The sequence below is a fragment of the Micromonospora violae genome (assembly GCF_004217135.1).
GTDB lineage: Bacteria > Actinomycetota > Actinomycetes > Mycobacteriales > Micromonosporaceae > Micromonospora > Micromonospora violae.
The window spans coordinates 387,980-408,639 of sequence record NZ_SHKK01000001.1 but is presented as its reverse complement, the minus strand read 5'-3'; the positions used below and the strand labels follow the sequence as shown (position 1 = coordinate 408,639).

The window sequence follows — 20,660 nt, the reverse complement described above, 5'->3', positions numbered from 1 at the left end:
CCACCGGGCCACCGGTCAGGCGTCACCAAACTCAACAGCCCTGTCGACCGGAGTGGATCCAGTAGGTGGTGCCGGCCCAGTCCATCTCGCCGTACGCGTCGACGCAGTTGTTCGCCGTGCCGGTCACTCCGCGCGGCCCGGCGTAGTACAGGTAGTCGTCGTTGTCCTTGGTGGAGACCGCGGTGGCGGTGCACGAGCCAGTGCCGGATTTCTCCGCGCACCGGGCGATCTGCACGGAGGTCCGCGCCGAGGAGCCGTACGCCGCGCCGCGGTGGTACATGCAGGCGCTGTTCGTGCCACCGTTGGTGCTGTTGTAGTAGATGACCAGCTCGACAACGGGCTTGCTCGGCGGGTACGCGTAGCTGTAGGTGACCGTGCCCGAGCAGGCCACTGCCGCCTGCGACGGGGCCGCCGTGCCGACCAGCACCGTGCCGAACGTCAGCAACGCCAGCAGCGCTCCGAACGCCTTGCGCAGCATCATGACTTCCACTCCTCCGGGACGGGGTTGGTTGAGATCCGTCCCGCCGTCCACTTCTACGGAACCGCAAAGTTGATCGCCGCTGGTGGTGGCGCCAATCAATCAATCTCGCACAACGCATAGCCGCCGAAGGGGATGCAGCCAAGCGTCGGCCTTTGGTGGTGCCGGTGCGAGGGCGGTTAGCTGATTCCATCCGGGGTGTGGGGTCGCTGCGGTGGACTAGGGTGCCCGGGTGATCGTCAAGCTGCCGCTGGACAGCCAACTGTGGGACGGGTTGTCAGCCTGCTACTCGAGCGCCAACGCCGTCGCCCGGTTGCGTGAGGTGATTTCCGCGCGGCGGCTAAGCGAGCCGTGGCGAGAGCTGTGCGATGAGTTGCTGCATCAGGGCACGGTGTACGGCGTGACGTCGGCGGCCATTCCGCACCTGATTGACCTGGTGCCCGTCCTGTCAGCGGATGCCCGGCGGGAGCTGTGGATCCGCCGGTCGTGGACCTGCCACCGATCGGCCTCGAGCCGTGGCAGAAGGTCGCCCAGGCCATTGACGACGTGGATTTGGGGCCGGGCTGGTCGGGTTTCCTTGACTCGGCTCGGCGAGTGGCCGCCGCTGGTGTGCCCACGCACGTCCCAGCCGATTCGGTGTGGTGCCTGGTCGCCGCGATGGTGGCGATCACCGGCGGCGACGCGGCGCCGTGGGCGCGTACGCTCGCCCGCCTGGCTGGGCACGCGCGCTGCCTCGAGTGCGGTCTGGTGTATTCGATCGCGGACCTGATCGATGAACGAGGCGACGCTGGTCCCATTGATCCGGCCTCAGTGCCGGCGGAGACCCTCGCCGACGGTGTGGCCGGATTCCGACCTGCGCCGGGCCGGGTTCTGACTCCAGCCGCCCTGGGGGCGCAGGTGCGGTGGCGGGTCGCCGGCGGCCCGGTCGACGCACTCGCTGCGCTGGGAGATCGGGCGGTGCTCGCGGCAGGTCCGGCCGGAACCACCGCCTGGGAGGTCGTGTCCGGCGGCCCGGCGCTGTCAGCCATGCCCGGCCCCGCGGTCAGCGTGTGCGTAGCCGACGACAGCGTCATCGTCACCGCGACCCCGGACGGTGCCTTGCTCGGGTGGGAAGCGTCGACGGCGAAGCCTCTCGGCCACGCCGTACGACGCGGTGGAACACCGGTGCGGTCGTTGGCGGCGGTACTCGTGCCCGACGACCTGGACCAGCGCGCCGTGTCATGGCTTTCCCAGCTACGAGGGCGCCGAGTACTTGCGGTCGGTGACGCTGGCGGCGGGGTCGAATTGTGGGAGCCGCTGGCCGGGAGGCCACATGTCGAGCTGTTCCGGCAGGCGGACCGATCCGTGGTCGACCTGACCGCCCTTGATTTCGTCGACCAGTGGCCGTGGACGGGCAGCGACCTGATCGTGCTGTACGGCGACACTGTCGTCGACGTGTGGGTGTCAGCAGCGGTACAGGGCGACCGTTCCACCATGGTGCCCGACTCGGCCAGCCTGGCGGCGATCGGTCACGAGCACATCGTCGGCGCCGTCGTCGCTCCACGGCGCCTCGGTCACCGGGCGCCGGTCCTGCTGGCCGACCGCAACGGCACGGTCTCGATGTGGGAGACCTTCGGGGTCCGCCTGAACGAACCCCTGCCACCTGATCCCCACCACCGCGACGTGGTCGGTATTGCCGCGCTGCCGTTCGACCGCAGTATCGCCGTCGTCACGGTCAGCAGCACCGACCGGACCCTACGGATCTGGGAAGTCGCACGGGGTTCCGCATCACTTGTCCCACTCGACGTGCATCCCCGCTGTGTGACAGTCGTCGGGCAGACCATTGTCATCGGGCATGATGCCGGTCTCCTCGCGATCGACATCGAGGCCGTATCGCCCTTTGCTCGATCCGGATCATGAGACCATCATCTTGCGCGGCTGGGTGAAAATCAGTGCCATGGCGCGAGAACCTCACGACCAGGGTCCAACGGACCTGATCGTCTGCCCCCACTGTCGCGCACCCGCTGTCGGCAACTCCTGCCCCGAGTGCGGCGCCTATGTCGGCCGATCTGGTTATCGCGTCTCAGGACGTCGCGCCGACGACGTGGTCAAGGTAGTACGGGAACTTGAGCGTCAACGACTCGCGAACCAGGGACCTTGGCGCGCTGGACTGTTCTACCTCGTTTGCCTTGCCGTCGTCGTCACACTCTTCTTGGTCACCGCTCGGCTGCTGGACTGGTGGACCCTTCCGGTTGTCCTGGTCGCAGCGCTCATCGCGGTCATCGTCATCGGGGCGCTCCAACAACGCCAAGATGGTCGGCTGACCGAGCGCGGGCTGACGTCCCTGCTGTCTGCGTCGCTGAGGACCGCGAAGTCGGTCCTCCCCACACACCGTTCAGACCCGCCTCCCACTGATGGGACCGCCTGAACGCATCCCTCGTCCGTCGGCGTCCGGCGTCGACAGCCGGCAGGGACCGTTCGTCGACGCGAGCGTCGGATATCAGGGCTGGGTCGCGCGGAGGTACACCGTCACGGTGTCTTCCGCATCAAGGTCCACCAGCAGACGACGGTAGGTGCCGTTGGGTCCCGGTGTTTCTTCGTCCAGGCCGGAGACTCGAACCGGTGTCTCGGGGTGCCAGTTGCTTCCTCCGCCGACGTCGTCCTGTTTGCTGACGGCGCGTAGCCCGGGGGTCAACTCGGCGGCGAAATCCCCGTCAGTGAGGAAGGTGTCGAGGGCCTCGCGAGGAATCCGGAACCTCGCCGACAGGTAGGTCTCCAGTCCGTTACTTTGGGCGGCCGAGAGGAACACCGTGCCCGGCGGGAAGGTCACGTGGGCGAAGGCTTCGACCTCCGACGCGCTTGCTGGCTGCGGCGGTGACTGAAGCGAATCATCAAAGTCCTCAAGCCCTGTAACGGCCACGAAGCCACACGAGACCAGAGACAGCACGAGGCTCAGGCTGGCCAGAACGAGAGCGACCGTGGCCTTGCGGCTCGGCTTCGACGCCGGCTGGTCAGACACGGGCAGCACGATACGCGATTCATGGCGTGGTGTTGATCCACGACCTCCCTCGCAGGGCGTCCTGGTCCGGTGTCGTTCGCCGGAGCTGGTTCGACCCCTGCTCCGCAATACTCACGGCGCGGATGCCCGCAGACATGTGCCGCCATCGTTGGGCTGCGCTCCATGATCACCCGCCCCGCGAAGAAATCGAGACGGGCGAGCGCAAGGAGCTGTGTGAGCTGCTGTACGACAGGCGGGCCTGACGGCCATCGGAAAAGCCCCTCCCCGCGGATGATCCGCAAGGGCTCGGTGTCGGGCTGGACATCCTGGATGACACCGGCCCTGGCCGGGTACCTCTCCGATTCCGGACTCGGTGCGGTGGCCCGGCAGTACGGACACGACCTGCCGGCGGGCCGCGGCTACACTGACGCCGGTAAATTCCCTGCTCGGCAACGGAAACGGAGGCGCGATGGCTAATCCGCTGTTGGACGCCGAGGATGCGCGGGAACGCCTGGAGGCATGGCAGGCCAACGCCGTGCGTCGGGCCGCCGACACGCAGGCCGCCGCTGCCGGCTTGCGCGCGCTGCGGGTCGCGGCCACCGACGCCCACGGGATCGTCGAGGTCACCGTCGACTCCACGGGGGCGATGGCCGACGTCCGGCTCTCCGCGCGGGTGCAGCGCGTGAGCCTGGAGCAGACGCAGCAGGCGATCATGGGCGCCTATCGCAACGCGCGGGTCAAGCTCGCCGAGGCCGCCGCCGAGGTCGTGCGGGAGACGGTCGGCGCCGACTCGGCGACCGGCCGGGCCCTGCTGGCCGGATTCCGGACCGCCGACACCGAGGACGAAGAGGGGCGTTACTGATGCACGGGGGGTTCGAGGTCGACGTCGAGGCCCTGCGCGCGCACGCCACGGCCATGATGGCCATTCACGACCGCTTCGCCGCCGTCAAGGCCGCGAGCGGCACCATCTTCCAGGCCGACGATGCCTACGGGCAGCTCTGCCAGTTTTTGCCGCCCATCCTGGAGGGACGCCACCGGGACCAGGACAAGGGCGTGGACATGCTCGCCGAGAACATCTCGCTGCTCGCCGCAGGAATCAAGAAAACCGCCGACGCCTACGAGCGGACCGAGGAGTCGACCACCGACGGCTTCAACTCCTTCCACTCCGCGACCTGAGCCGGCCCGGCATCCTCTCATGAGCAACCCACTGGTCGCCACGACCTCCGACATCCCTTCGACCAGCGCTGCGCACCGCGACGGCTGGACCGGCCTGCCGCTCGCCGACGACTACATGGGCATCAAGGACGCCATCGACTCCGGCAGCTGGATCGACGGCTCAATCGCGGGCTTGGGCGCCGCTCTCGACGGGGCGGCCATCGCCATCGACCCGTTCAGCACGCTCCTGTCGATGGGCATCGAGTGGGCAATCGAGCAGGTCGAGCCACTGAAGCAGGCACTCGACTGGCTCGCCGGTGATCCCGAGACCATCGAGACGCACGCCATGACCTGGGACAACATGGCCAGTGAGCTGTTCTCCATCGCCGAGGACCTCAAGGCGCGGCTGGTCGGCGACCTCGACGGATGGCAGGGCGCCGCCGCCGATGCCTACCGCGACATCCTCACCATCAACATCGACGTCGCCGGTATCTTCGCGGGCACGGCCGCCGGCATGGGTGCCGCGACCCGTGGCGCGGGAACCGTGGTGCAGATAGTGCGGGAGGTCGTGCGCGCCTTCATCGCCGACTGCATCGCCAAGGTCGTGGTGTGGCTGGCCGAGGTGGTCTTCTCTGTCGGCTTCGCCACACCGCTGGTCGCCTCTCAGCTCGCGGTCGCCGTCGTCCGCTGGACCGGCCGCATCTTCGGCTGGCTGATGGGCCTGATCGCCAGCCTCTCCGCCCTTCGCGCACTCCTCGACGTCTAGGCGGCCCTCGATGCGTCAACTCATGGCGGCTCTGCGGACCACCGCCGTCCTGGTGGTCCTGTTCGCTGTGGCGGGCCTCCACAAGCACCCCTCAGGTTCCACCCCACCGCACGGCGGTGACGGCTCCAAGCCTCCCAAGTTCAACCCCGCAATGATGCCCAAGCGCGTGGGACCAGCCCAGCAGCACGGCATCAAGCGCGCCGAGGAGGGCCGCCCGAAGGACGCCGACACATCCGAGCCCGAGGTACCCAAGAGGACCAACCCCTGGGACGACCCCGAGTTCACCGACGCCAAGTACGACATGGACCGCTTCGGTCAGATGGGCGACGGGGCGCTGGACAAGATCTGGGACGGCGACGGGAGGGGTAATGGCGACCACAAGCCCTCGTCCACCGAGCCCGGCAAGACGCTCTTCCCGCCCGGCACCACCAAGGAGCAGGTCGAGGGCTGGTTCAAGAGCATCGCCACCAACCCCGACAGCCGCCCGGAGGCGCGTCCCGGCGGCGACGGCTGGGTCGTCACCGGCACCCGCGACGGCATCACCTGCGTCGTTATCCTGGACAAGGACGGCAGCATCTCCGGCGGCCACCCCATCAGCGGCGAGGGCGTCAGAACCAACCCGCCGGCCTAACCACCGCACCGACGGGAGACCCATGGAAGTCAACGATTACATCCGGCTCAGCCCTCGGATCGTCGACCAGGTCGCACCCAAGATCAGCCCGAAGTACCGGTCGATGGTCTTGAGGGCCAGAGGCGCTGGCGCCTGGGACCACGCGATCACGACGCTCGTCGGCGCCCTGTGGGAGGAGGACGTCGTGATCACCACGGCGGAGAAGGACGCGCTGCGGGAGCTCATGGAGTACCTCCGGGAACCTCTGACGCGCCTGGAGCAGATTCGGACCTCGGACTGACGGCCGAAGCGTAGATCGGGCCCCTCGAACCCTGCACCGTGTCGACCAACGGGCGTCCCAGACCACCTCCCGCGCCTCATCGACGTCTGCTGGCACCTCGGACGGCCCATGGGCACCGACACCGCCGCAAGTCAGCAACGCGTGAGCAGGCGCATCGGTCGGGAGAACTTGCCCACGAAGCCTGGCTCACCGGGGCCGCCGCACGAACCACGACCTCCGCCGCCGCGAACACGCCCGCCTGGACGAACGGGTCCGCGCGAGCCTCGCCGAGCTGGGCGGGGAACAGGCGGCCGATTTGATCAGCCACCTACCTGATCGGCCGCCTCGACCCGGCCCTGCAGCGGGAGCACACCAACGCGTTCGGCCCCCACCGCTGACCCGTCCCGTCCCCGCTACCCGGCTCGCCCGCTTCTGCCACGGCCTCGCGCGGCCCAACCCCCACCACAACACGGCAGAGAGCGTGATGCCTGTGAGTCATCATGATGATTCACAGGCATCACGCATTCTGGAGAGTCCACCTCGGGAGCGGCCTCGGTGGTGACGGTCAATCCCCGCCTGGCCGCCTCGGCGGACAGGCGCCATGTCGGCGTAGCGCGCACGGCCAAGACGGCACGGCACCCGCGCTCTATCAAGGACGGCAAGTACCGCCGCGTCCTCCCGGGATGCGTTGACGACTACATCCGCGAGTTGACGAGGTAGCCGCTAACGAGCGGGCGTGCGTCCTGGCCAGCCTCACCCAGTCGTCACCGTACGGATCTTCTCCAGAATGCGGTCGGCGTCCTGGCCCAACTCCACGATGATGTCCAGCGCTTCCCGCCACACCCCACGCGCCGCGGACCGTTCACCCACAGCGAGATGGGTGTCGCCGAGGTGCGTAAGCGTGGTTGACTCGTAGTAGCGTTCGCCCGCCTCGCGCCAGAGCGACAGGGCTTGTCGGTAGCACTCGGTGGCCTCGGGATACTGGCCCAGATGGTGGTGCACGCACCCGAGGCTGTCCCAGGTGTGAGCCTGCCAGTAGCGGTCACCGGCCTCCTGTTGCAGCAGCAGCGCCCGCTGGCAGTGGTGTAGCGCAAGCTCGTGGTCACCGAGCTGGCTGTGGTACCAACCCGCGTTGTTCAGGGCGTTCGCCTGCCCGGCTCGGTGCCCGGCCGCCCGGAACAGCCGCTGCGCCAGTTCGGCGTAGCGCAGGGCGAGCCGGGGCTGACCGCGATGCTCGGCGACCGTACCCAGGTTGAGCAGGGTGCGGGCCTGCCCGACCTGGTCGCCGAGCCCGCGGTAGAGCCGCACCGCGTGCCACAGGTGGTCGCGGGCCTCGCCGTGCAGACCCCGACGCAGATGCGCGATGGAGATGTTGCGGTGTGCGCGGGCCTGCCCGTCCCGGTCCCCGACCCGGCAGGCCGCCTCCAGCGCGAGCTGTTGAACGATTGCCTGGTCATGCCAGCGGCCACACCGGTCCAGGAACGTGGTCAGGGCCCAGCCGAGCTGCCACGCGTGGACGTCGTACCCGTCGCCGCCGGCCCGTCGCAGAAGATCGAGCAGCACCGGGTACTCCTGGCTGAACCAGGTCCGGGCCGCCTCGCGGTCGCCGATGGCCGCCACGGTCACGCCCGCCACCGCCGGTGGTAGCCGGATCGGATCCCGATGCGGATGCAGTCGCAGGTCGGCGAGGTGGGCGCCAGCCAGGTAGTGGTCAAACATCCGGTTGGTCACCGCGAGCCGCTCGGCGCCGTCCTCCTCGATGTCCGTCCGTTCCATGGCGTACGCGCGGAGCAGATCGTGCATCGTGTACCTGCCGGGCGTGTGCTCGGTGACCATGTGCGCGTGCGCCAGCTCAGCCAACAGCGGGCGTACCCGCGCGGGTGGAACACCGGCGAGGCTGGCCGCGGCGACCACACCCAGATCCGGGCCGGGATGGATGCCGAGCAGTCGGAACAGGCGCGCGGCCGGACCGCTCAGGGCGCGGTACGACCAGGAGAAGACTGAGCGGACGTCGGTTTCGGCGTCGGTGAACCCCTCCAGACCTCCGTGGGCCAGGTCCAGTTCCTCGGCGATGGCCCGCAGCGAGAAGCGGGGGTGGTCGACCAGCCGGGACGCAACGATGGCCAGCGCCAGGGGCAGCCCCGCCGACCGGGCCGCGATCGTCGCGACGGCTGCCGGCTCGGCGGTGAGCCGGGTCGCTCCGAGGCGGCGGATCAACATACTGTGCGCGTCGCCGAGCGGCAGCGGGTCGACGGTGATCGGATGGGCCCCCTCGGTCATCACCAGGCCGGTCAGCCTGCTGCGGCTGGTGACCAGGGTGAGGCAGCCGGGTCCACCCGGCAGCAGCGGGCGGACGTGCTCGCTGTCGCGGGCGTTGTCCAGCACCAGCAGGACCCGACGACCGGCCAGCAGCGTGCGCAGCAACGCCGACTGGGCGGCGAGCCCCTCGGGCAGGTGCTGTGCCGGCACCTCGAACGCATCCAGGAAGCCACGAACCGCCTCACCGGGGTCAAGCGGCGGACCGGTCGGATGGAAGCCGCGCAGATCGACGTGAAGGTGGCCGTCCGGAAACCGGTCGGCCACGAGGCGGGCGAAGCGGACCGCCAGGGCCGTCTTCCCCACCCCCGCGATGCCGGAGAGGACTGCCACCATGGCCGTGCGGGTCCGAGCCCCCGCGTCCAGCAGCCCGGACAACTCGGCAAGCTCGGCGGTGCGTCCAGTGAAGGCGTACGGCGACGCGGGTAGCTGCGCCGGAACCGGCTTGGTCGTGGTCGATGCCTCCAGCTGGCTGGGCTCCGGCCGGGAGATTGCCGCGGGCGCCGTGACCGGTGCCAGTCGCGGGTCGGCGTTGAGGATTGCCCGGTGCAGCTCGGTCAGTTCCGGTCCCGGCTCGATCCCTAGTTCACCCACCAGCAGTCGGCGTACCTGGTGATACGTCTGGAGCGCCTCGGTCCGGCGGCCTGACCGGTACAGGGCGAGCATGAGCTGCCCGTGGGCCCGTTCGCGCAGTGGTTCCGCCGCGACCAGGTCGGCGATCTCGTCCACGAGTTCGGCTCCGCCGCCCAGCGTGAGTTCAAGCGACAGGCGTTCCTCCTGGAGGCTGCGGCGTTGGTCGTTGAGCTGGGCCGCCGCCGCCTCGACCAGCCGGCCGGTCACTCCGGTGAAGGCGGACCCGCGCCACAGCGCCAGCGCCTCCCGCAGGTGGACGACCGCGCCGGTCAGGTCACCGGCCGCAGCGAGCCGGCGGCCCTGCCGTGCGCGCTCGACGAAGACCCGCAGGTCGATCTCGTCGTCCGGGACGCGAAGCAGGTAACCGCCGGAGTGGGTGACGATCTCGCCAGCCCGCGCCAACTGCCTCCGCAAGGTCGACACGCAGTTGCGGACCACCTTGACCGAGCTGGTGGGCGGATGCTCGTCCCAGATCACGTCGACCAGCCGCGACATCGGCACCACCTGGTTCGCGTCGAGCAACAGGGCGGCCAGGATCCGTTGCTCCCGTGCTGCGCCCAGGGAGATCTGGCCACCGTCGAGTCGTACTCGGAGCGGGCCCAGCGCCTCGAACCTCACGTACCTCCCGCCCTCGTCCGCGCCGCACGAGCTGTTCTCCGTGAACCGCGTGGGACCGCCGAATGAGCCCCGCCACCGCGGATTTTCCCACCGCTACGAGCTATTGCACAGCTAACTGTCGATGGCTCTGTTCCGTGGTGTTTCGGCGCCGCCGGGGACGAGCCGGGGATCGATCGGGGACGGCCGGGCGCAGGGTGCTCCGGAAGAGTCACTGCTGTGCGGGAGGAAGTCATGATGCATCGCAAGATCTGGTTCGGCCTGCTCGTGCTGGCCCTGGCAACGGTCTCCCTCGGCTTCGGGGCGCGCGGACAGGCCGACCCCGGCTGGCCGGGCCCACCGCCGCGACACCGGGCCACGGAACTCTCCGACGCGATCCTGTTCAACGACGGGCCGGCTGCCTTCCGACTGGTCTACCTGCAGCGCCCGCCGACCCGGTGGACATCGGCGCTGCGGTACGCCCAGAGCGCGCTCAACGCCGAGCTGACCCGCCGGGGCACCTGGTCCGACGTGATGATCGGGCAACGGGTACAGAGCGGCAACCCGGTCGTGGTGCGCGACGGGCTCGTCACCCTCGTCGCACTGGCCCGCGAGGTGTTCAACCGGACATTCGGCAAGGAGACCGTGGACTCCGCCGTGCTCCTGGTAAACGACGCCCTGTTGGAGAACGCGTACGAGGTCGTCCGGGCAGATTCCTACATCGACATGGACAACAACAACCGCACCCCGCTGGAGGTCGGCACGATCCGGGCCGTCTTCGCCGGTGGCTTCGCCGACTGGTCCTGGGACATGGCCGGCAACCCAGCGCCACGGGCCAAACTGGTGCAGGACCAGTTCATCGCGACCATCGCCCGCGACCTGCGAGCCGGGTAGTCGACCGTGGACGACACCCGGTTGGGCCGGTGGATCGCCGGGATCGCGGTGGTCGCCATGCTCCTCGTGGGCTACCTCACCAGGGCGGTGCTGCCGGTGGCTGCGATGCCGGCCCCGCCCGGCCGGACGGTGGCCCGCGCACTCGTACCGGAAGGCTGGGCGTTCTTCACCCGCGACCCCCGCCGGCCCAGCCCGGTGGCCTACACGACGGATCGGGACGGCCGGTGGCGGCCCGCCTCGAGCAGCAGCCGCGGCCCGGCCGGCCTGGACAAGCGGGACCGTGCCCGCAGCGCCGAGATCTCGCTGCTGACCCGCCGACTCGACGGAACCTCGTGGACCCGGTGTGACGGGGAACCCTCCACCTGCCTGGCCGCCGCCCCGGCCACCGCGGTAGCCAACACCGCCACCGTACGCACGCTCTGCGCCGACGTCGGGATCGTCCTTCAGGAGGTACTGCCATGGGCCTGGAACGACCTGCCGACCGTGCTCCCATCCCGGGTGGCCCGGCTCACGGTGACCTGCTAGACCGGTGGCTGGCCCGGCTCGGCCGGCGCTGCCGACCCGCCCTGGCCGTCGCGCCCTGGTCGAGCGGATTCGGGCTGGCCCGTACGCTGCTGGCCACCGGCACCTGCGCCACCCTACTGGTCAACCCGCCGGCGGTCCTGCTGTCGATGGACAGCGCCGAGGACTGCACCGGGCCGGCCGCCGCCGGCATCTGGTGCGTGCTGCCCGCCCGGCAGGGGCAGCACGCCGCGTGGGTGGCGATCGCCGTGCTGGTAGTGGTGGCCAGCGGCTGGCGGCCCCGCTGGACGGCACTGCCGCACTGGTACATCTCGTGGAGCGTGATCGCGAACCTGTCCGCGTTGGACGGCGGTGACCACATCACCGCGACCCTCAGCCTGTTGCTGCTTCCGATTGCCCTCACCGACCCCCGGCGGTGGCACTGGCAACCGCCCCCGGCGGGCACCGCGATCGGCGCCGGCCGAGTGGTCGCGTACGCCGCTCTGGTCCTCGTCTGGCTCCAGGTCGCCGTCGTGTATCTGCACGCCTGCATCGCGAAGCTCGGCGTCACCGAGTGGGCCGACGGTACGGCGATGTTCTACTGGCTACGCACACCCGGTTACGAGCCACCCGACTTCCTGCGTCCGCTCATCGAGGCGGTCACCGGTTCCGCAGTGGGGGTGACGCTGTTCACCTGGTCGGTGCTCGTGCTGGAGTTCGCCCTGGCCCTCGCCCGGCTGATGCCCGCCGAGCTGCGCCGCCTGCTCCTGGTCGCCGGGCTGGTGTTCCACGTCGGTATCGCGGTCGTCCTGGAGCTGGTCACCTTCGGTCTCGCGATGAGTGGGGCGCTGCTGCTCTACCTGTTGCCCGTGGGACACCAGGTCAGGCTGCCAGCGATCGTGGTGGCGCGGGTGGGTGGTGCCCGTCGAGCAAGTCGGTAGGCGGCCTGTGGGCCCGAGCACTTCGACGCGGATTAGTACTCCAACGTCACTTGGCTTTGGCGTTGGGCGTGGCGCGGGCATGAAGACAGCCCGACTGAGAGTGGGCGATGCTGGTATCGAACCAGCGACCTCTTCGGTGTGAAACAGGACGCCGCACCGGCTCTGACCTGCGGGAACGTGGAGCCGCAGGTAAGGGTGGGTGCAGTTGAGCGCCGTTCGGTGCCGTTGGACGCGGTTCAAGGCCGTTCAGGGCACCCTGTTGCTCCCAGTCTGCTCCCCTGCCCGGGCCCGGTACCGCCTGCTTGTAAGTCACAGGCAGCACCAGCAGTACAGGTCCTCGCCCGCGTTTCGGGCGCGCTGAGCAAGGGCGGCAACCTTCTCGATGACCGGCAGCATCTCGTCGTCAGACAGCGGCCCACTCCACGCCAGTTCCTCGATCCGCCCCCATTGCGCCGACAACTCCCGCACCTGGCCGTGGCTGACAGCGGCGAGGGTGTCCCGCGCGGCCCGGTCCAGCGACATCAGCCATGGCCCCTCCTGCTCGTCCCCACTCCACAACAACTCAAGGTCGACCAGGCTCACATTCCAGTCGACCTGTCGAACCAGGCTCACCAGCTTGCCGAGGGTCACGGCCGGCTCGATGCCCTTCAGATCAACCGCATCCACAGCCATGCCGCTGCGGCTGGCAGCGAAAGGTCCGCCCTCGAAGTCCTTCATCAACCTGACAGCCGCAGCGTCATCCTTGGCTCGGAAGTAGTCGTACAGCACACCCATGGCACGCACTTCACCACAGGGATACGACAGCCTGTGTGCCTGGATGCGAACCAGGTTCGTGCCGTATAGCACCAGACGTTGACGGCGGTCAGCTTCGCGGTTGTCGCCCGTAGCGCATCCGAGCGCCCAGCGGCAAATGAGTCGGTGTGATCATGTGGCCCCGGTACCGCTGTACCCTTTGCCGGTGGCGTTACCTAGCGACGAGCGCGAGCGCTTGCTGTCGCTTTACCGAGACCGGGTTGACACCTACGCCGGCGTGGACGCGGGCTACAGACAGCGTTGGCGGAGTTGGTGCGGGACTTTGTTGTCGTTTGGCGGCTCACTCGTCGTTCCGCCGGCCAGGCCCGACTTCGATCTTGAGGAACTGCTTGCCAGCGGGTCTGCGTTCGGCTCCGCGGTGCAATGCGTGCAGGGCGATGCCGGCAAGTGTCATCGCAACGTCGCGGTGTGCTGGATCGACGGTGCGATCGAGTCGATCGGCACGGGCTACGCACTGTCCGCCGACGAACTCTGGCGGCAGCATTCGTGGGGCGTGGATTCCGACGGTGCGGTGGTGGAGACCACGGATGAGCGGCGCGCCTACGTGGGCATCGTGCTGCCCGCGAGAGGGCCGAGCATGCAGTTCGCTGGGAGTAACGCCTAGGAGCACCTCAAGACGGTGTTACAGCAACGTGGTCCCCGCTCTCCTGAGCTGATCAGCATGATCCGCGAACTGGCGAGCTTGGGCAGGTCACGGTCCTAGTTGGCGTTGGCTTCCCGCCAGCGTGCAACGTTTCGCCTCCCGGGGCACCTTGGTTGCCAAGCCGATGACCCGGAGCCAGGGCTGCTCGCCGCTCGCGGCGTACGCACTCAACCGCGACGGATCGATGGCCGGCCAGCCCGTACCCTTCACAATCTGGTGGGGAGTTCCGAATCAGGACGCCAGACCAGCTCTGACCTGCGGCAGTGTAGAGCCGCAGGCAGGAGCGCAGCTGGACGTCCGACACCGTTGGACGCAGTTCAATGCCGTTCAGGACACCCCAAAGACCTGATCAGGCTGCGCCACGCTCGGTAACCGGCCCCGGTGCAGGGTTCGGGTTCGGGCAGGGCCGGCGGCAGGTAGGCCTGATCGAGCGCTGGGGCTGGCACATGCCCGGCGCGATCGTGCTGCCCCGGGCCTTGCCGCGAGACAACGACATTGTGGGTCGCTCACGGCCGCGGTCGTCCGCGGCTAGTCGGGGGCCTGGGCATTTTCTTGCGACAGCGGGACGAGACGGAGAGGGAATTTCGCCTCCCTGCCGAGCATGTCCACGAGGCGGTGGCCGTGCTCCTCCCGAGGTTGCCGATGGTGAGTCGGTGCGGGCTGCGAGGATCGGTTGGTGGACGGGGATCTTCGTGCGGCGATCGCACAGCTTCAGGAGGCGTTCGTCCGGTATCCGCGCAGGGCGGTGCTCGATGGCTGCCCACATTGCCGGAGGCAGACGCGGGTCGACGAGCATGACTTGTTCTCTCTGAGCATCAGCCTCGGCAACACGGTCGGCAGCCGGGACGACCTGAAGAGTCTGCTGCCCCTCTTGCTGGACCGCATGATCACCACCACGGAACTCGACCCATCCATCGTGTTGGGCAAGCTGCCTCGCGAGCAGTGGCGCACCTGGCCCGCACCCGAGCAGGACGCCATTGACGGCTACCTCGACGCGGTGTGGCGGTCGCTGCTGGGAACGTACCCGTCTCAGGTCGGGTCGTTCCTCGACCCGACCACTTTCCTCGACGCGGTCGTTGCCGGCGGCGAGAGCGTCACCCGATTCCTCGGCGTCTGGGACGTCACGCTCAACTCGGCGGCAGATCACCACCTGGCCGACACGGTAAACGGACTCAACTTCGCCGACCGGAGGCCAACCCTGCTAACCGCCTGGCTGCGCCGCGAAACGGTCCGCGACCGGCTGTATCGGGCGTTCGAGCGTGACCACGCCATGCCCTGGAGTGACGACCTGGCCCGGGCCCACGATCTCGTCCGTTCGTAACGACACCGGCCACCGACGGATCTGCGCAGACGAGCGCGCTCATCGGTCAGTGTTCACGGCGTTTTGCTCGACATGCCGCCGGTGACTCAGTTTCGGGGCGCGTGGCAGGAGGCGCAGGTTCCTGCCGAGGTCATCAACCGCGGCGAGGCGCATCCGGCCCGCGCGGTACGCGGCAGAAGAGTGCGTACTGGTCGAGGCGCGGCAACCGTGTCATAGGTTGTCGATGTAGATGACAACCGCGTCCGACGGTTGCGCCGGTCGCAGCACCAATGCCGGCTCGACGTCGGCGTACAGCCACATCCTGTGCGCTGTCCAGTTCAGGATCCCGCCCGTCTCCCGGGAACCGCGATAGACGCCATTTTCGTGCTGAAGCGGCCAACCGCGGCTGCTGAGATGCTCGACGAGCCGAGTAACGGTCGTTGCCCTGTCGGCACCATCGGCGGCCATAACCACGAACTCGGCTGTGCAGTTGCCGCTGCTGCCACCATCGGCGCACGTGTCGGCCGACACCAGGCGCAGCGACGCCGGCAGTGGGAGAACCTCATCTTCGCGGGTAGGAAACCGCAGCCTGCCGTCGCCGTCGAAGACGACCACGCCGACCCCGCAGCCGCACAGCAGCACCACCGTTACCAACGTCGCCATCGAGGCAACCCACTGAACTTCGCCCGCCGTCCGGTTCCGCCCGTCGAGGTGAGGGGTGGAGACGGCGTGCAGGCTCCGATCGATGACCAACGCGGCCAGGCACACGACGCCGACCAGCAACCACACCCCGAACCAGTCAAGCCATGGCGCGGCTACCGAGCCCCGGGGCCACTGCGAGACGGCGAACGCGGCGGCCTGCCCTGCGATGAAGACGACGCCGACAGCCACGCCGATGGCACGGCCGCTACGGGTACCCCACGCCCAGGCCCCGACCACGACCAAGCCGCAGATCGCCGCCACTACAACGACCATGGGCGCACCCTGCCCGAGCGGCAGAACCGCAAGCGCCGCGCCGCCCGTAGTCAGCCACCAGCGCCAACTGTTGCCCGCCACCATCGCCACGATGAGACCTAAGATCATCACCAAGGTGGTTGGCAAGCATCCTCACAGCATCATGTGGACGGCTCCTCCCGTCCACAGGCCAAGCCGGGCGTGCACTCGTGCTGAACCGGCTGTGGACGGCAGGTCCTGTCCACGGGCGTGGCGGTGACGGCCACGAGCGCCGTGGCCATGGCGGCGCGGTGAACGGCGGCGGTGTCACCGCGCCCCGCTACGCTCCCGCTCATGGCAGATCCGTTCCGGGTGCGCATCACCGTTCGTGGCTACGAGCTGGACACCCAGGGCCACCTGAACCAGGCCGTCTACCTCCAGTACGGCGAGCACGCCCGGTGGGAGTGCCTGCGCGCCGCCGGCATCTCACAGGAGCGGCTCATCGCCAGCGGGGTGGGGCCGGTCGCCCTGGAGGTCACCGTGCGCTACCTACGCGAGCTGCGCGGCGCGGACGAGGTGGACGTGTCCTGCGGGTTCCGCTGGGGCGAGGGCAAGACCTTCCAGATCGACCAGGACTACGCCCGCCCGGACGGCACCCCGGTGGCGACGCTGACCGGGGTAGGTGGCCTGCTCGACCTGTCCGCCCGGCGGCTGGTGGCCAACCCGCGCGAGCGGTTCCGGGAGCTGGCCAGCGACCCGGGGCCGCTCAACCTCTGAACGCAGGTCTCCCCCAGCAGGTCGGGTCGCACCGGCATTACGCCCATCCCGACGTTTCCCCTGCCGCCTTCCTCGTCGGTCACCCCACACCGACGTCGGGTCCGGGCCGGGCAGCGCCACTCCCCTGTGGCGAATTCGCGGTCATCTCGGTCGCCGCCTCGCCGTCCGGCACCCCGTAGCCGGGCACCGCCTCGATCGGCCGGATCACCACCCGGTCCGGACCGACCAGGAAGCTGACCGGCCCGCCGCTGCGCAGGGCCGGTACGGCATTGGTGGTGATCCGGCCATGGGCGAAGTCGATGCGGGCCGCCGGGCCCGGTCACCCCGGCGGGCTGCCGTCGACCGGTCGTCTCGCACATGTGAGGATGCGGCGCATGCGTGCCGTGATCTTCGACGAGTTCGGTGCCCGACCCGAGGTCCGCGACGTGCCGGACCCGGTGCCGCCGCCCGGGGGTGCCGTCATCCGGGTCGAGGCGACCGGATTGTGCCGCAGCGACTGGCACGGCTGGCAGGGACACGACCCGGACGTCCGCCTGCCGCACGTGCCTGGCCACGAGTTCACCGGCGTGGTCACGGCGGTCGGCGACGGTGTACGCGGCTGGCGCCTCGGCGACCGGGTCACCGTGCCGTTCGTCTGCGCGTGCGGGCAGTGCCCGGCCTGCCTCTCTGGCGACCAGCAGGTGTGTGAGCGGCAGACGCAGCCCGGCTTCACCCACTGGGGCTCGTTCGCCGAGTACGTGGCGGTGCAACACGCCAACGTCAACCTGGTCCGGCTTCCCGACGAGGTGGGCTACCCGGCCGCGGCGGCGCTCGGCTGCCGGTTCGCCACGGCGTTCCGGGCGGTGGTCGGTCAGGGGCGGGTCGCCGCAGGCGAGTGGGTGGCGGTGCACGGCTGCGGCGGTGTGGGGTTGTCGGCGGTGATGATCGCAGCGGCGTGCGGCGCGCGGGTGGTGGCGGTCGACGTTGCCCCCGGCGCACTCGAGCTGGCCCGCCGTTTCGGGGCCGCGGTGTGTCTGGACGGGGCTGCCCTCACCGGACCCAGCGCGGTGGCCGCAGCCGTTTGTGAGGTGACCGGCGGCGGCGCCCACCTGTCACTCGACGCCCTGGGCAGCCACGCCACCTGCACTGCCTCGATCGAGAGCCTGCGCCGGCGCGGGCGGCACGTGCAGGTCGGCCTTCTCCCCGCCGCCCAGGGCCGCCCGGCCCTGCCGATGGACCTGGTAATCGCGTACGAGCTGGAACTGCGGGGCAGCCATGGCATGGCCGCGCATGCCTACCCGGAGCTGCTCCGGCTGGTCACCGCCGGCGTGCTGCGCCCCGCCGAGCTGATCACCCGTACCATCGGGCTCGCCGAAGTGCCCGACGCCCTGGCCGCGATGGACCGGGCCGCCCCCGGCGGGATGTGCATCGTCCAGCCCTGACCAGGGCGACGCTCGGTCGGCCAGGGGTACGCCCCACATGGGCGTAGGCCGCGGCGTAGCTTGCCGTCGCGGCGACAGGCGACCTCAACCTCGTGTGTGTAGAGACTGACGAGCGCGACCTCGAATGTACGTGCCACTGTGGAGATTCAGCCTCGATCACGGCGGCGGATCACGCCCGGCGGACCTGCGCCTCGCTCCTGGCGGACCTGGACGTGCACCCTCGGGTGGCCCTCGTGAGTTCCGCGACGACGTCGTGCGGGTGGCCCGTGACCGTGATCCGGGCGTGTCGGTCGAGCAGATCGCTAAGGACTTCGGGGTCCATCCGATGACGTTGTTCAAGTGGTTGCGCCAGGCCGACGTCGACGCTGGGACCACGCCTGGCGTCAGTGGCAGCGACTCGGCCGAGTTGCGGGAGGCCCGTAAGCGGATCAAGTTGCTCGAGCGGGAGAACGAGGTCCTGCGTCGGGCCGCGGCGTACCTGTCGCAGGCGAATCTGCCGGGAAAAGGCTCTACCCGCTCGTGAGCGAGCTGGCCGCCGACGGGGTACCCGTGGCGGTGACGTGCCGGGTATTGAACATCGCTCGTCAGCCCTACTACCGGTGGCGTGCCCGCCGTGTCACCGACGCCGACCTGGCGCAGGCGTATCGGACGGACGCGTTGTTCGACGCCCACCGTGATGACCCGGAGTTCGGCTACCGGTTCCTGGCCGATGAGGCCCGCGCTGCCGGCCAGCCGATGGTCGAGCGCACCGCCTGGAGAATCTGTTCCGGTATGGGCTGGTTCAGCGCGTTCAGCAAGCGCAAGCGTCGGGGCAAGGGCGGCAAGCCAGGCCCACCAGTGCACGACGACCTGGTCCAGCGGGCCTTCACCGCCGACGGCCCGAATCGGTTGTGGCTGGCCGACATCACCGAGCACCGCACCGGTGAGGGCAAGCTGTATCTGTGCGCGATCAAGGACGTGTGGTCCAACCGGATCGTCGGCTACTCCATCGACTCACGGATGAAATCGAGGCTGGCCGTCAACGCCCTGCACAACGCCGTAGCCCGCCGTGGTGGCGTGGCCGGCTGCGTGCTGCACACCGGCCGAGGGTCGCAATTTCGAAGCCGGAAATTCGTCCGAGCCCTCCACCAACACCACATGACCGGGTCGATGGGCCGCGTCGGCGCCGCCGGCGACAACGCCGCCATGGAATCCTTCTTCGGCCTGCTACAGAACAACGTCCTCGACCGCCGAACCTGGACGACCCGGCAGCAGCTGAGGACCGCGATCGTGACCTGGATCGAACGGACCTACCACCGCCGCCGACGCCAACGATCCCTGTCCCGGTTGACCCCAATCGAGTACGAGACCATCATGACCCCACCGGCCAGTCAGGCCGCGTGACTGAAACTGTCACCTATCGGTGCAGCAGACCCGGCCGAGCAGGTGAGATGCCATTGTCGCCATTGACCGATCCGGCTGGCCAACGGCTAACCTTCGACCGGTGGTGCCTGGACTGGCTAACCCAGACAGAGACGGCCACAGGCTCTGCTGACGGGGCCTGATCCCGCGAGCGCCGGCATCCGCACTGTTCCCAGCACCTCCGGATGCCCGACGACCGGCGCGGACTGCGCTCGGTGACGAGCATTCCGCGGCATGACAGGCTGTTCATCATGGGCTCTGCCGATGATCGTCTCCACCTAAGGCTGAAGATCAACAACGGCCTGCTCCTCGTACGGGATGATGTCGGCACTTGGCTAATCCACGGCGCCGCCGACGGGCTGGTCTACCCGGCCGGGCACCGGCTCGTGTGGCTGTTGCCACTGCTGGAACGCACCCCGAGCGACGTCAGTGCCGAACTGTCTGACGTGCCTGTCACCGACACACCGCTTCCCGCCCTCGTGCGGTTCGCGCTCACCGCATGGGGAAGCTACTGGCCGACACTGGCGCTCGATTGGTTGGACGCCGGCTGGCCCACCCGGGATCTGCGCGACGTACTGGCCGACATGAAGGACTCGCGCGAACTCTCCCAGCCGCTTCGCGATCGAGCCCTTCGCCTCTGGCACGCCTCGGCACCTGCCTGACGGCCTGACAAGCCCGAATCTCGGAGCCTCCTCGACCAACGCCGGACTTACATCGCATTGCACGCCGAGTACTCACGGAGGAACCGGTAGCCACGGAGGCGACAGCGACGGCGAGCACTCCGCGCGGGCACGCCAATGCTGACGCCTTCGGATCCACCGAAGATGTCTCCAGTCTGAAGGGCCTGGTCAGGGCATTGCCCGTGGGATCGGTGTCTCAGATGACGGAACCACGGCGTGCCCCAGCAAGCCCTCCGCGACGCTTCACCTCGACCTGCAGCACACCGACGGGCGTGACGTTAGGCGACCCCAGACACCGGCCGGCCGGCGCCCGCGGCCCGGGAGCAAAGACGCCTGACCACTTCGACGTTCACTGGGAGGTCAACCGCTCCGGAGCGCACCAGCGCTGCTGGTCAGCGGCCTGGCCAGGACGCACCTGGGTGACCTCTTCGCTACGGTGACCACTTCGCCGAGCTGCACCCAATCTGCTCCCAACGCAAGGCCCAACCACCACACCAGGTCGTTACCGCGCTGACCTGCTCACACTCCCCCATCAGGCGAGATAGAG

General features: G+C 69.1%; 20 protein-coding genes. 15 read left to right on the top strand and 5 right to left on the bottom strand.

From position 1 onward, the window contains the following. Positions 1-31 precede the first annotated feature (31 nt). Positions 32-481, bottom strand: a complete 450-nt coding sequence (locus tag EV382_RS01870; RefSeq protein WP_130399921.1) for a hypothetical protein — start codon at positions 479-481, stop codon at positions 32-34. A 1,185-nt stretch (positions 482-1,666) separates the two neighbouring features. Here EV382_RS01870 and EV382_RS01865 point away from each other — a divergent pair. After that, complete coding sequence (locus EV382_RS01865) at positions 1,667-2,377, top strand: WD40 repeat domain-containing protein (RefSeq protein WP_130399920.1); 711 nt, start codon at positions 1,667-1,669, stop codon at positions 2,375-2,377. 580 nt (positions 2,378-2,957) lie between these two features. Here EV382_RS01865 and EV382_RS01860 read toward each other — a convergent pair. Next, entirely contained in the window at positions 2,958-3,476 is a 519-nt protein-coding gene (locus EV382_RS01860) for a hypothetical protein (protein ID WP_130399919.1), read from the bottom strand. Positions 3,477-3,924: 448 nt separating this feature from the next. Between EV382_RS01860 and EV382_RS01855 the strand changes: the two genes are divergently transcribed. Genes EV382_RS01855 through EV382_RS01835 form a run of 5 tightly spaced genes read left to right on the top strand, consistent with a single transcriptional unit; the run spans position 3,925 to position 6,287 of the window. Next, positions 3,925-4,317: a YbaB/EbfC family nucleoid-associated protein gene (locus EV382_RS01855; RefSeq protein ID WP_088951008.1), complete on the top strand. Its 393-nt coding sequence runs from the start codon at positions 3,925-3,927 to the stop codon at positions 4,315-4,317. Then, positions 4,317-4,631: a type VII secretion target gene (locus tag EV382_RS01850; RefSeq protein ID WP_130399918.1), complete on the top strand. Its 315-nt coding sequence runs from the start codon at positions 4,317-4,319 to the stop codon at positions 4,629-4,631. The genes EV382_RS01855 and EV382_RS01850 overlap by 1 nt, the downstream gene beginning before the upstream one ends. A 19-nt stretch (positions 4,632-4,650) precedes the next feature. Next, on the top strand, positions 4,651-5,376 hold the full coding sequence (locus tag EV382_RS01845) for a WXG100 family type VII secretion target (protein WP_130399917.1): 726 nt from the start codon (positions 4,651-4,653) through the stop codon (positions 5,374-5,376). Between the two features lie 10 nt (positions 5,377-5,386). Then, positions 5,387-6,007: an EndoU domain-containing protein gene (locus tag EV382_RS01840; RefSeq protein WP_130399916.1), complete on the top strand. Its 621-nt coding sequence runs from the start codon at positions 5,387-5,389 to the stop codon at positions 6,005-6,007. Between the two features lie 22 nt (positions 6,008-6,029). After that, positions 6,030-6,287 carry a hypothetical protein gene (locus EV382_RS01835; RefSeq protein WP_130399915.1) on the top strand — a complete coding sequence of 86 codons (258 nt, stop codon included), beginning with the start codon at positions 6,030-6,032 and terminating at the stop codon, positions 6,285-6,287. A 732-nt stretch (positions 6,288-7,019) separates the two neighbouring features. Here EV382_RS01835 and EV382_RS01830 read toward each other — a convergent pair. Further along, a complete protein-coding gene (locus tag EV382_RS01830) occupies positions 7,020-9,833 on the bottom strand; it encodes an AfsR/SARP family transcriptional regulator (protein WP_130399914.1) in 2,814 nt (937 codons plus the stop codon). Positions 9,834-10,064: 231 nt separating this feature from the next. Between EV382_RS01830 and EV382_RS01825 the strand changes: the two genes are divergently transcribed. Genes EV382_RS01825 through EV382_RS01815 form a run of 3 tightly spaced genes read left to right on the top strand, consistent with a single transcriptional unit; the run spans position 10,065 to position 12,145 of the window. Beyond that, positions 10,065-10,703, top strand: a complete 639-nt coding sequence (locus EV382_RS01825; RefSeq protein WP_130399913.1) for a sporulation delaying protein family toxin — start codon at positions 10,065-10,067, stop codon at positions 10,701-10,703. 6 nt (positions 10,704-10,709) lie between these two features. Further along, entirely contained in the window at positions 10,710-11,228 is a 519-nt protein-coding gene (locus EV382_RS01820) for an SdpA family antimicrobial peptide system protein (protein ID WP_130399912.1), read from the top strand. Beyond that, the gene (locus EV382_RS01815; RefSeq protein ID WP_130399911.1) at positions 11,162-12,145 is read left to right on the top strand and encodes a sporulation-delaying protein SdpB family protein; all 984 of its coding nucleotides are present in this window, start codon (positions 11,162-11,164) and stop codon (positions 12,143-12,145) included. Before EV382_RS01820 ends, EV382_RS01815 begins: the two co-directional genes overlap by 67 nt. Positions 12,146-12,454: 309 nt before the next feature. On the opposite strand, the gene EV382_RS01810 is transcribed toward EV382_RS01815, so the two are convergent. After that, positions 12,455-12,919 (bottom strand): hypothetical protein, encoded by a 465-nt coding sequence (locus EV382_RS01810; protein ID WP_130399910.1) that lies wholly within the window; start codon positions 12,917-12,919, stop codon positions 12,455-12,457. A gap of 184 nt (positions 12,920-13,103) precedes the next feature. Between EV382_RS01810 and EV382_RS01805 the strand changes: the two genes are divergently transcribed. Both EV382_RS01805 and EV382_RS01800 read left to right on the top strand, forming a co-directional pair. Continuing rightward, positions 13,104-13,562 carry a hypothetical protein gene (locus EV382_RS01805; RefSeq protein ID WP_130399909.1) on the top strand — a complete coding sequence of 153 codons (459 nt, stop codon included), beginning with the start codon at positions 13,104-13,106 and terminating at the stop codon, positions 13,560-13,562. Between the two features lie 838 nt (positions 13,563-14,400). Then, on the top strand, positions 14,401-14,922 hold the full coding sequence (locus tag EV382_RS01800; RefSeq protein ID WP_130399908.1) for a hypothetical protein: 522 nt from the start codon (positions 14,401-14,403) through the stop codon (positions 14,920-14,922). Positions 14,923-15,132: 210 nt separating this feature from the next. Here EV382_RS01800 and EV382_RS01795 read toward each other — a convergent pair whose 3' ends face one another. Then, positions 15,133-16,002 (bottom strand): hypothetical protein, encoded by an 870-nt coding sequence (locus EV382_RS01795; RefSeq protein WP_130399907.1) that lies wholly within the window; start codon positions 16,000-16,002, stop codon positions 15,133-15,135. Between the two features lie 186 nt (positions 16,003-16,188). Between EV382_RS01795 and EV382_RS01790 the strand changes: the two genes are divergently transcribed. The 4 genes from EV382_RS01790 (at position 16,189) to EV382_RS01770 (ending at position 20,095) form a co-directional block, all read left to right on the top strand. Then, positions 16,189-16,611: an acyl-CoA thioesterase gene (locus tag EV382_RS01790; protein WP_130399906.1), complete on the top strand. Its 423-nt coding sequence runs from the start codon at positions 16,189-16,191 to the stop codon at positions 16,609-16,611. Between the two features lie 374 nt (positions 16,612-16,985). Beyond that, entirely contained in the window at positions 16,986-18,032 is a 1,047-nt protein-coding gene (locus EV382_RS01785) for a zinc-dependent alcohol dehydrogenase family protein (RefSeq protein WP_130399905.1), read from the top strand. A gap of 253 nt (positions 18,033-18,285) precedes the next feature. Next, positions 18,286-19,415 (top strand): IS3 family transposase gene (locus tag EV382_RS01775; protein ID WP_244236501.1). Its coding sequence is split into 2 segments (ribosomal slippage): positions 18,286-18,531 and positions 18,534-19,415, totalling 1,128 coding nucleotides; the frame shifts between segments, so codons are not numbered across the junction. 203 nt (positions 19,416-19,618) lie between these two features. Then, positions 19,619-20,095, top strand: coding sequence for a hypothetical protein (locus EV382_RS01770; protein WP_130399903.1), 477 nt, complete (start codon positions 19,619-19,621; stop codon positions 20,093-20,095). Positions 20,096-20,660 lie beyond the last annotated feature (565 nt).

Coding starts and splice junctions, on each gene's coding strand:
- EV382_RS01835 (WP_130399915.1), top strand. CDS start 6,030: ATGGAAGTCAACGATTACATCCGGCTCAGCCCTCGGATCGTCGACCAG.
- EV382_RS01810 (WP_130399910.1), bottom strand. CDS start 12,919: ATGGGTGTGCTGTACGACTACTTCCGAGCCAAGGATGACGCTGCGGCT.
- EV382_RS01870 (WP_130399921.1), bottom strand. CDS start 481: ATGATGCTGCGCAAGGCGTTCGGAGCGCTGCTGGCGTTGCTGACGTTC.
- EV382_RS01850 (WP_130399918.1), top strand. CDS start 4,317: ATGCACGGGGGGTTCGAGGTCGACGTCGAGGCCCTGCGCGCGCACGCC.
- EV382_RS01770 (WP_130399903.1), top strand. CDS start 19,619: ATGCCCGACGACCGGCGCGGACTGCGCTCGGTGACGAGCATTCCGCGG.
- EV382_RS01790 (WP_130399906.1), top strand. CDS start 16,189: ATGGCAGATCCGTTCCGGGTGCGCATCACCGTTCGTGGCTACGAGCTG.
- EV382_RS01855 (WP_088951008.1), top strand. CDS start 3,925: ATGGCTAATCCGCTGTTGGACGCCGAGGATGCGCGGGAACGCCTGGAG.
- EV382_RS01815 (WP_130399911.1), top strand. CDS start 11,162: ATGGGCCTGGAACGACCTGCCGACCGTGCTCCCATCCCGGGTGGCCCG.
- EV382_RS01845 (WP_130399917.1), top strand. CDS start 4,651: ATGAGCAACCCACTGGTCGCCACGACCTCCGACATCCCTTCGACCAGC.
- EV382_RS01785 (WP_130399905.1), top strand. CDS start 16,986: ATGCGTGCCGTGATCTTCGACGAGTTCGGTGCCCGACCCGAGGTCCGC.
- EV382_RS01840 (WP_130399916.1), top strand. CDS start 5,387: ATGCGTCAACTCATGGCGGCTCTGCGGACCACCGCCGTCCTGGTGGTC.
- EV382_RS01825 (WP_130399913.1), top strand. CDS start 10,065: ATGATGCATCGCAAGATCTGGTTCGGCCTGCTCGTGCTGGCCCTGGCA.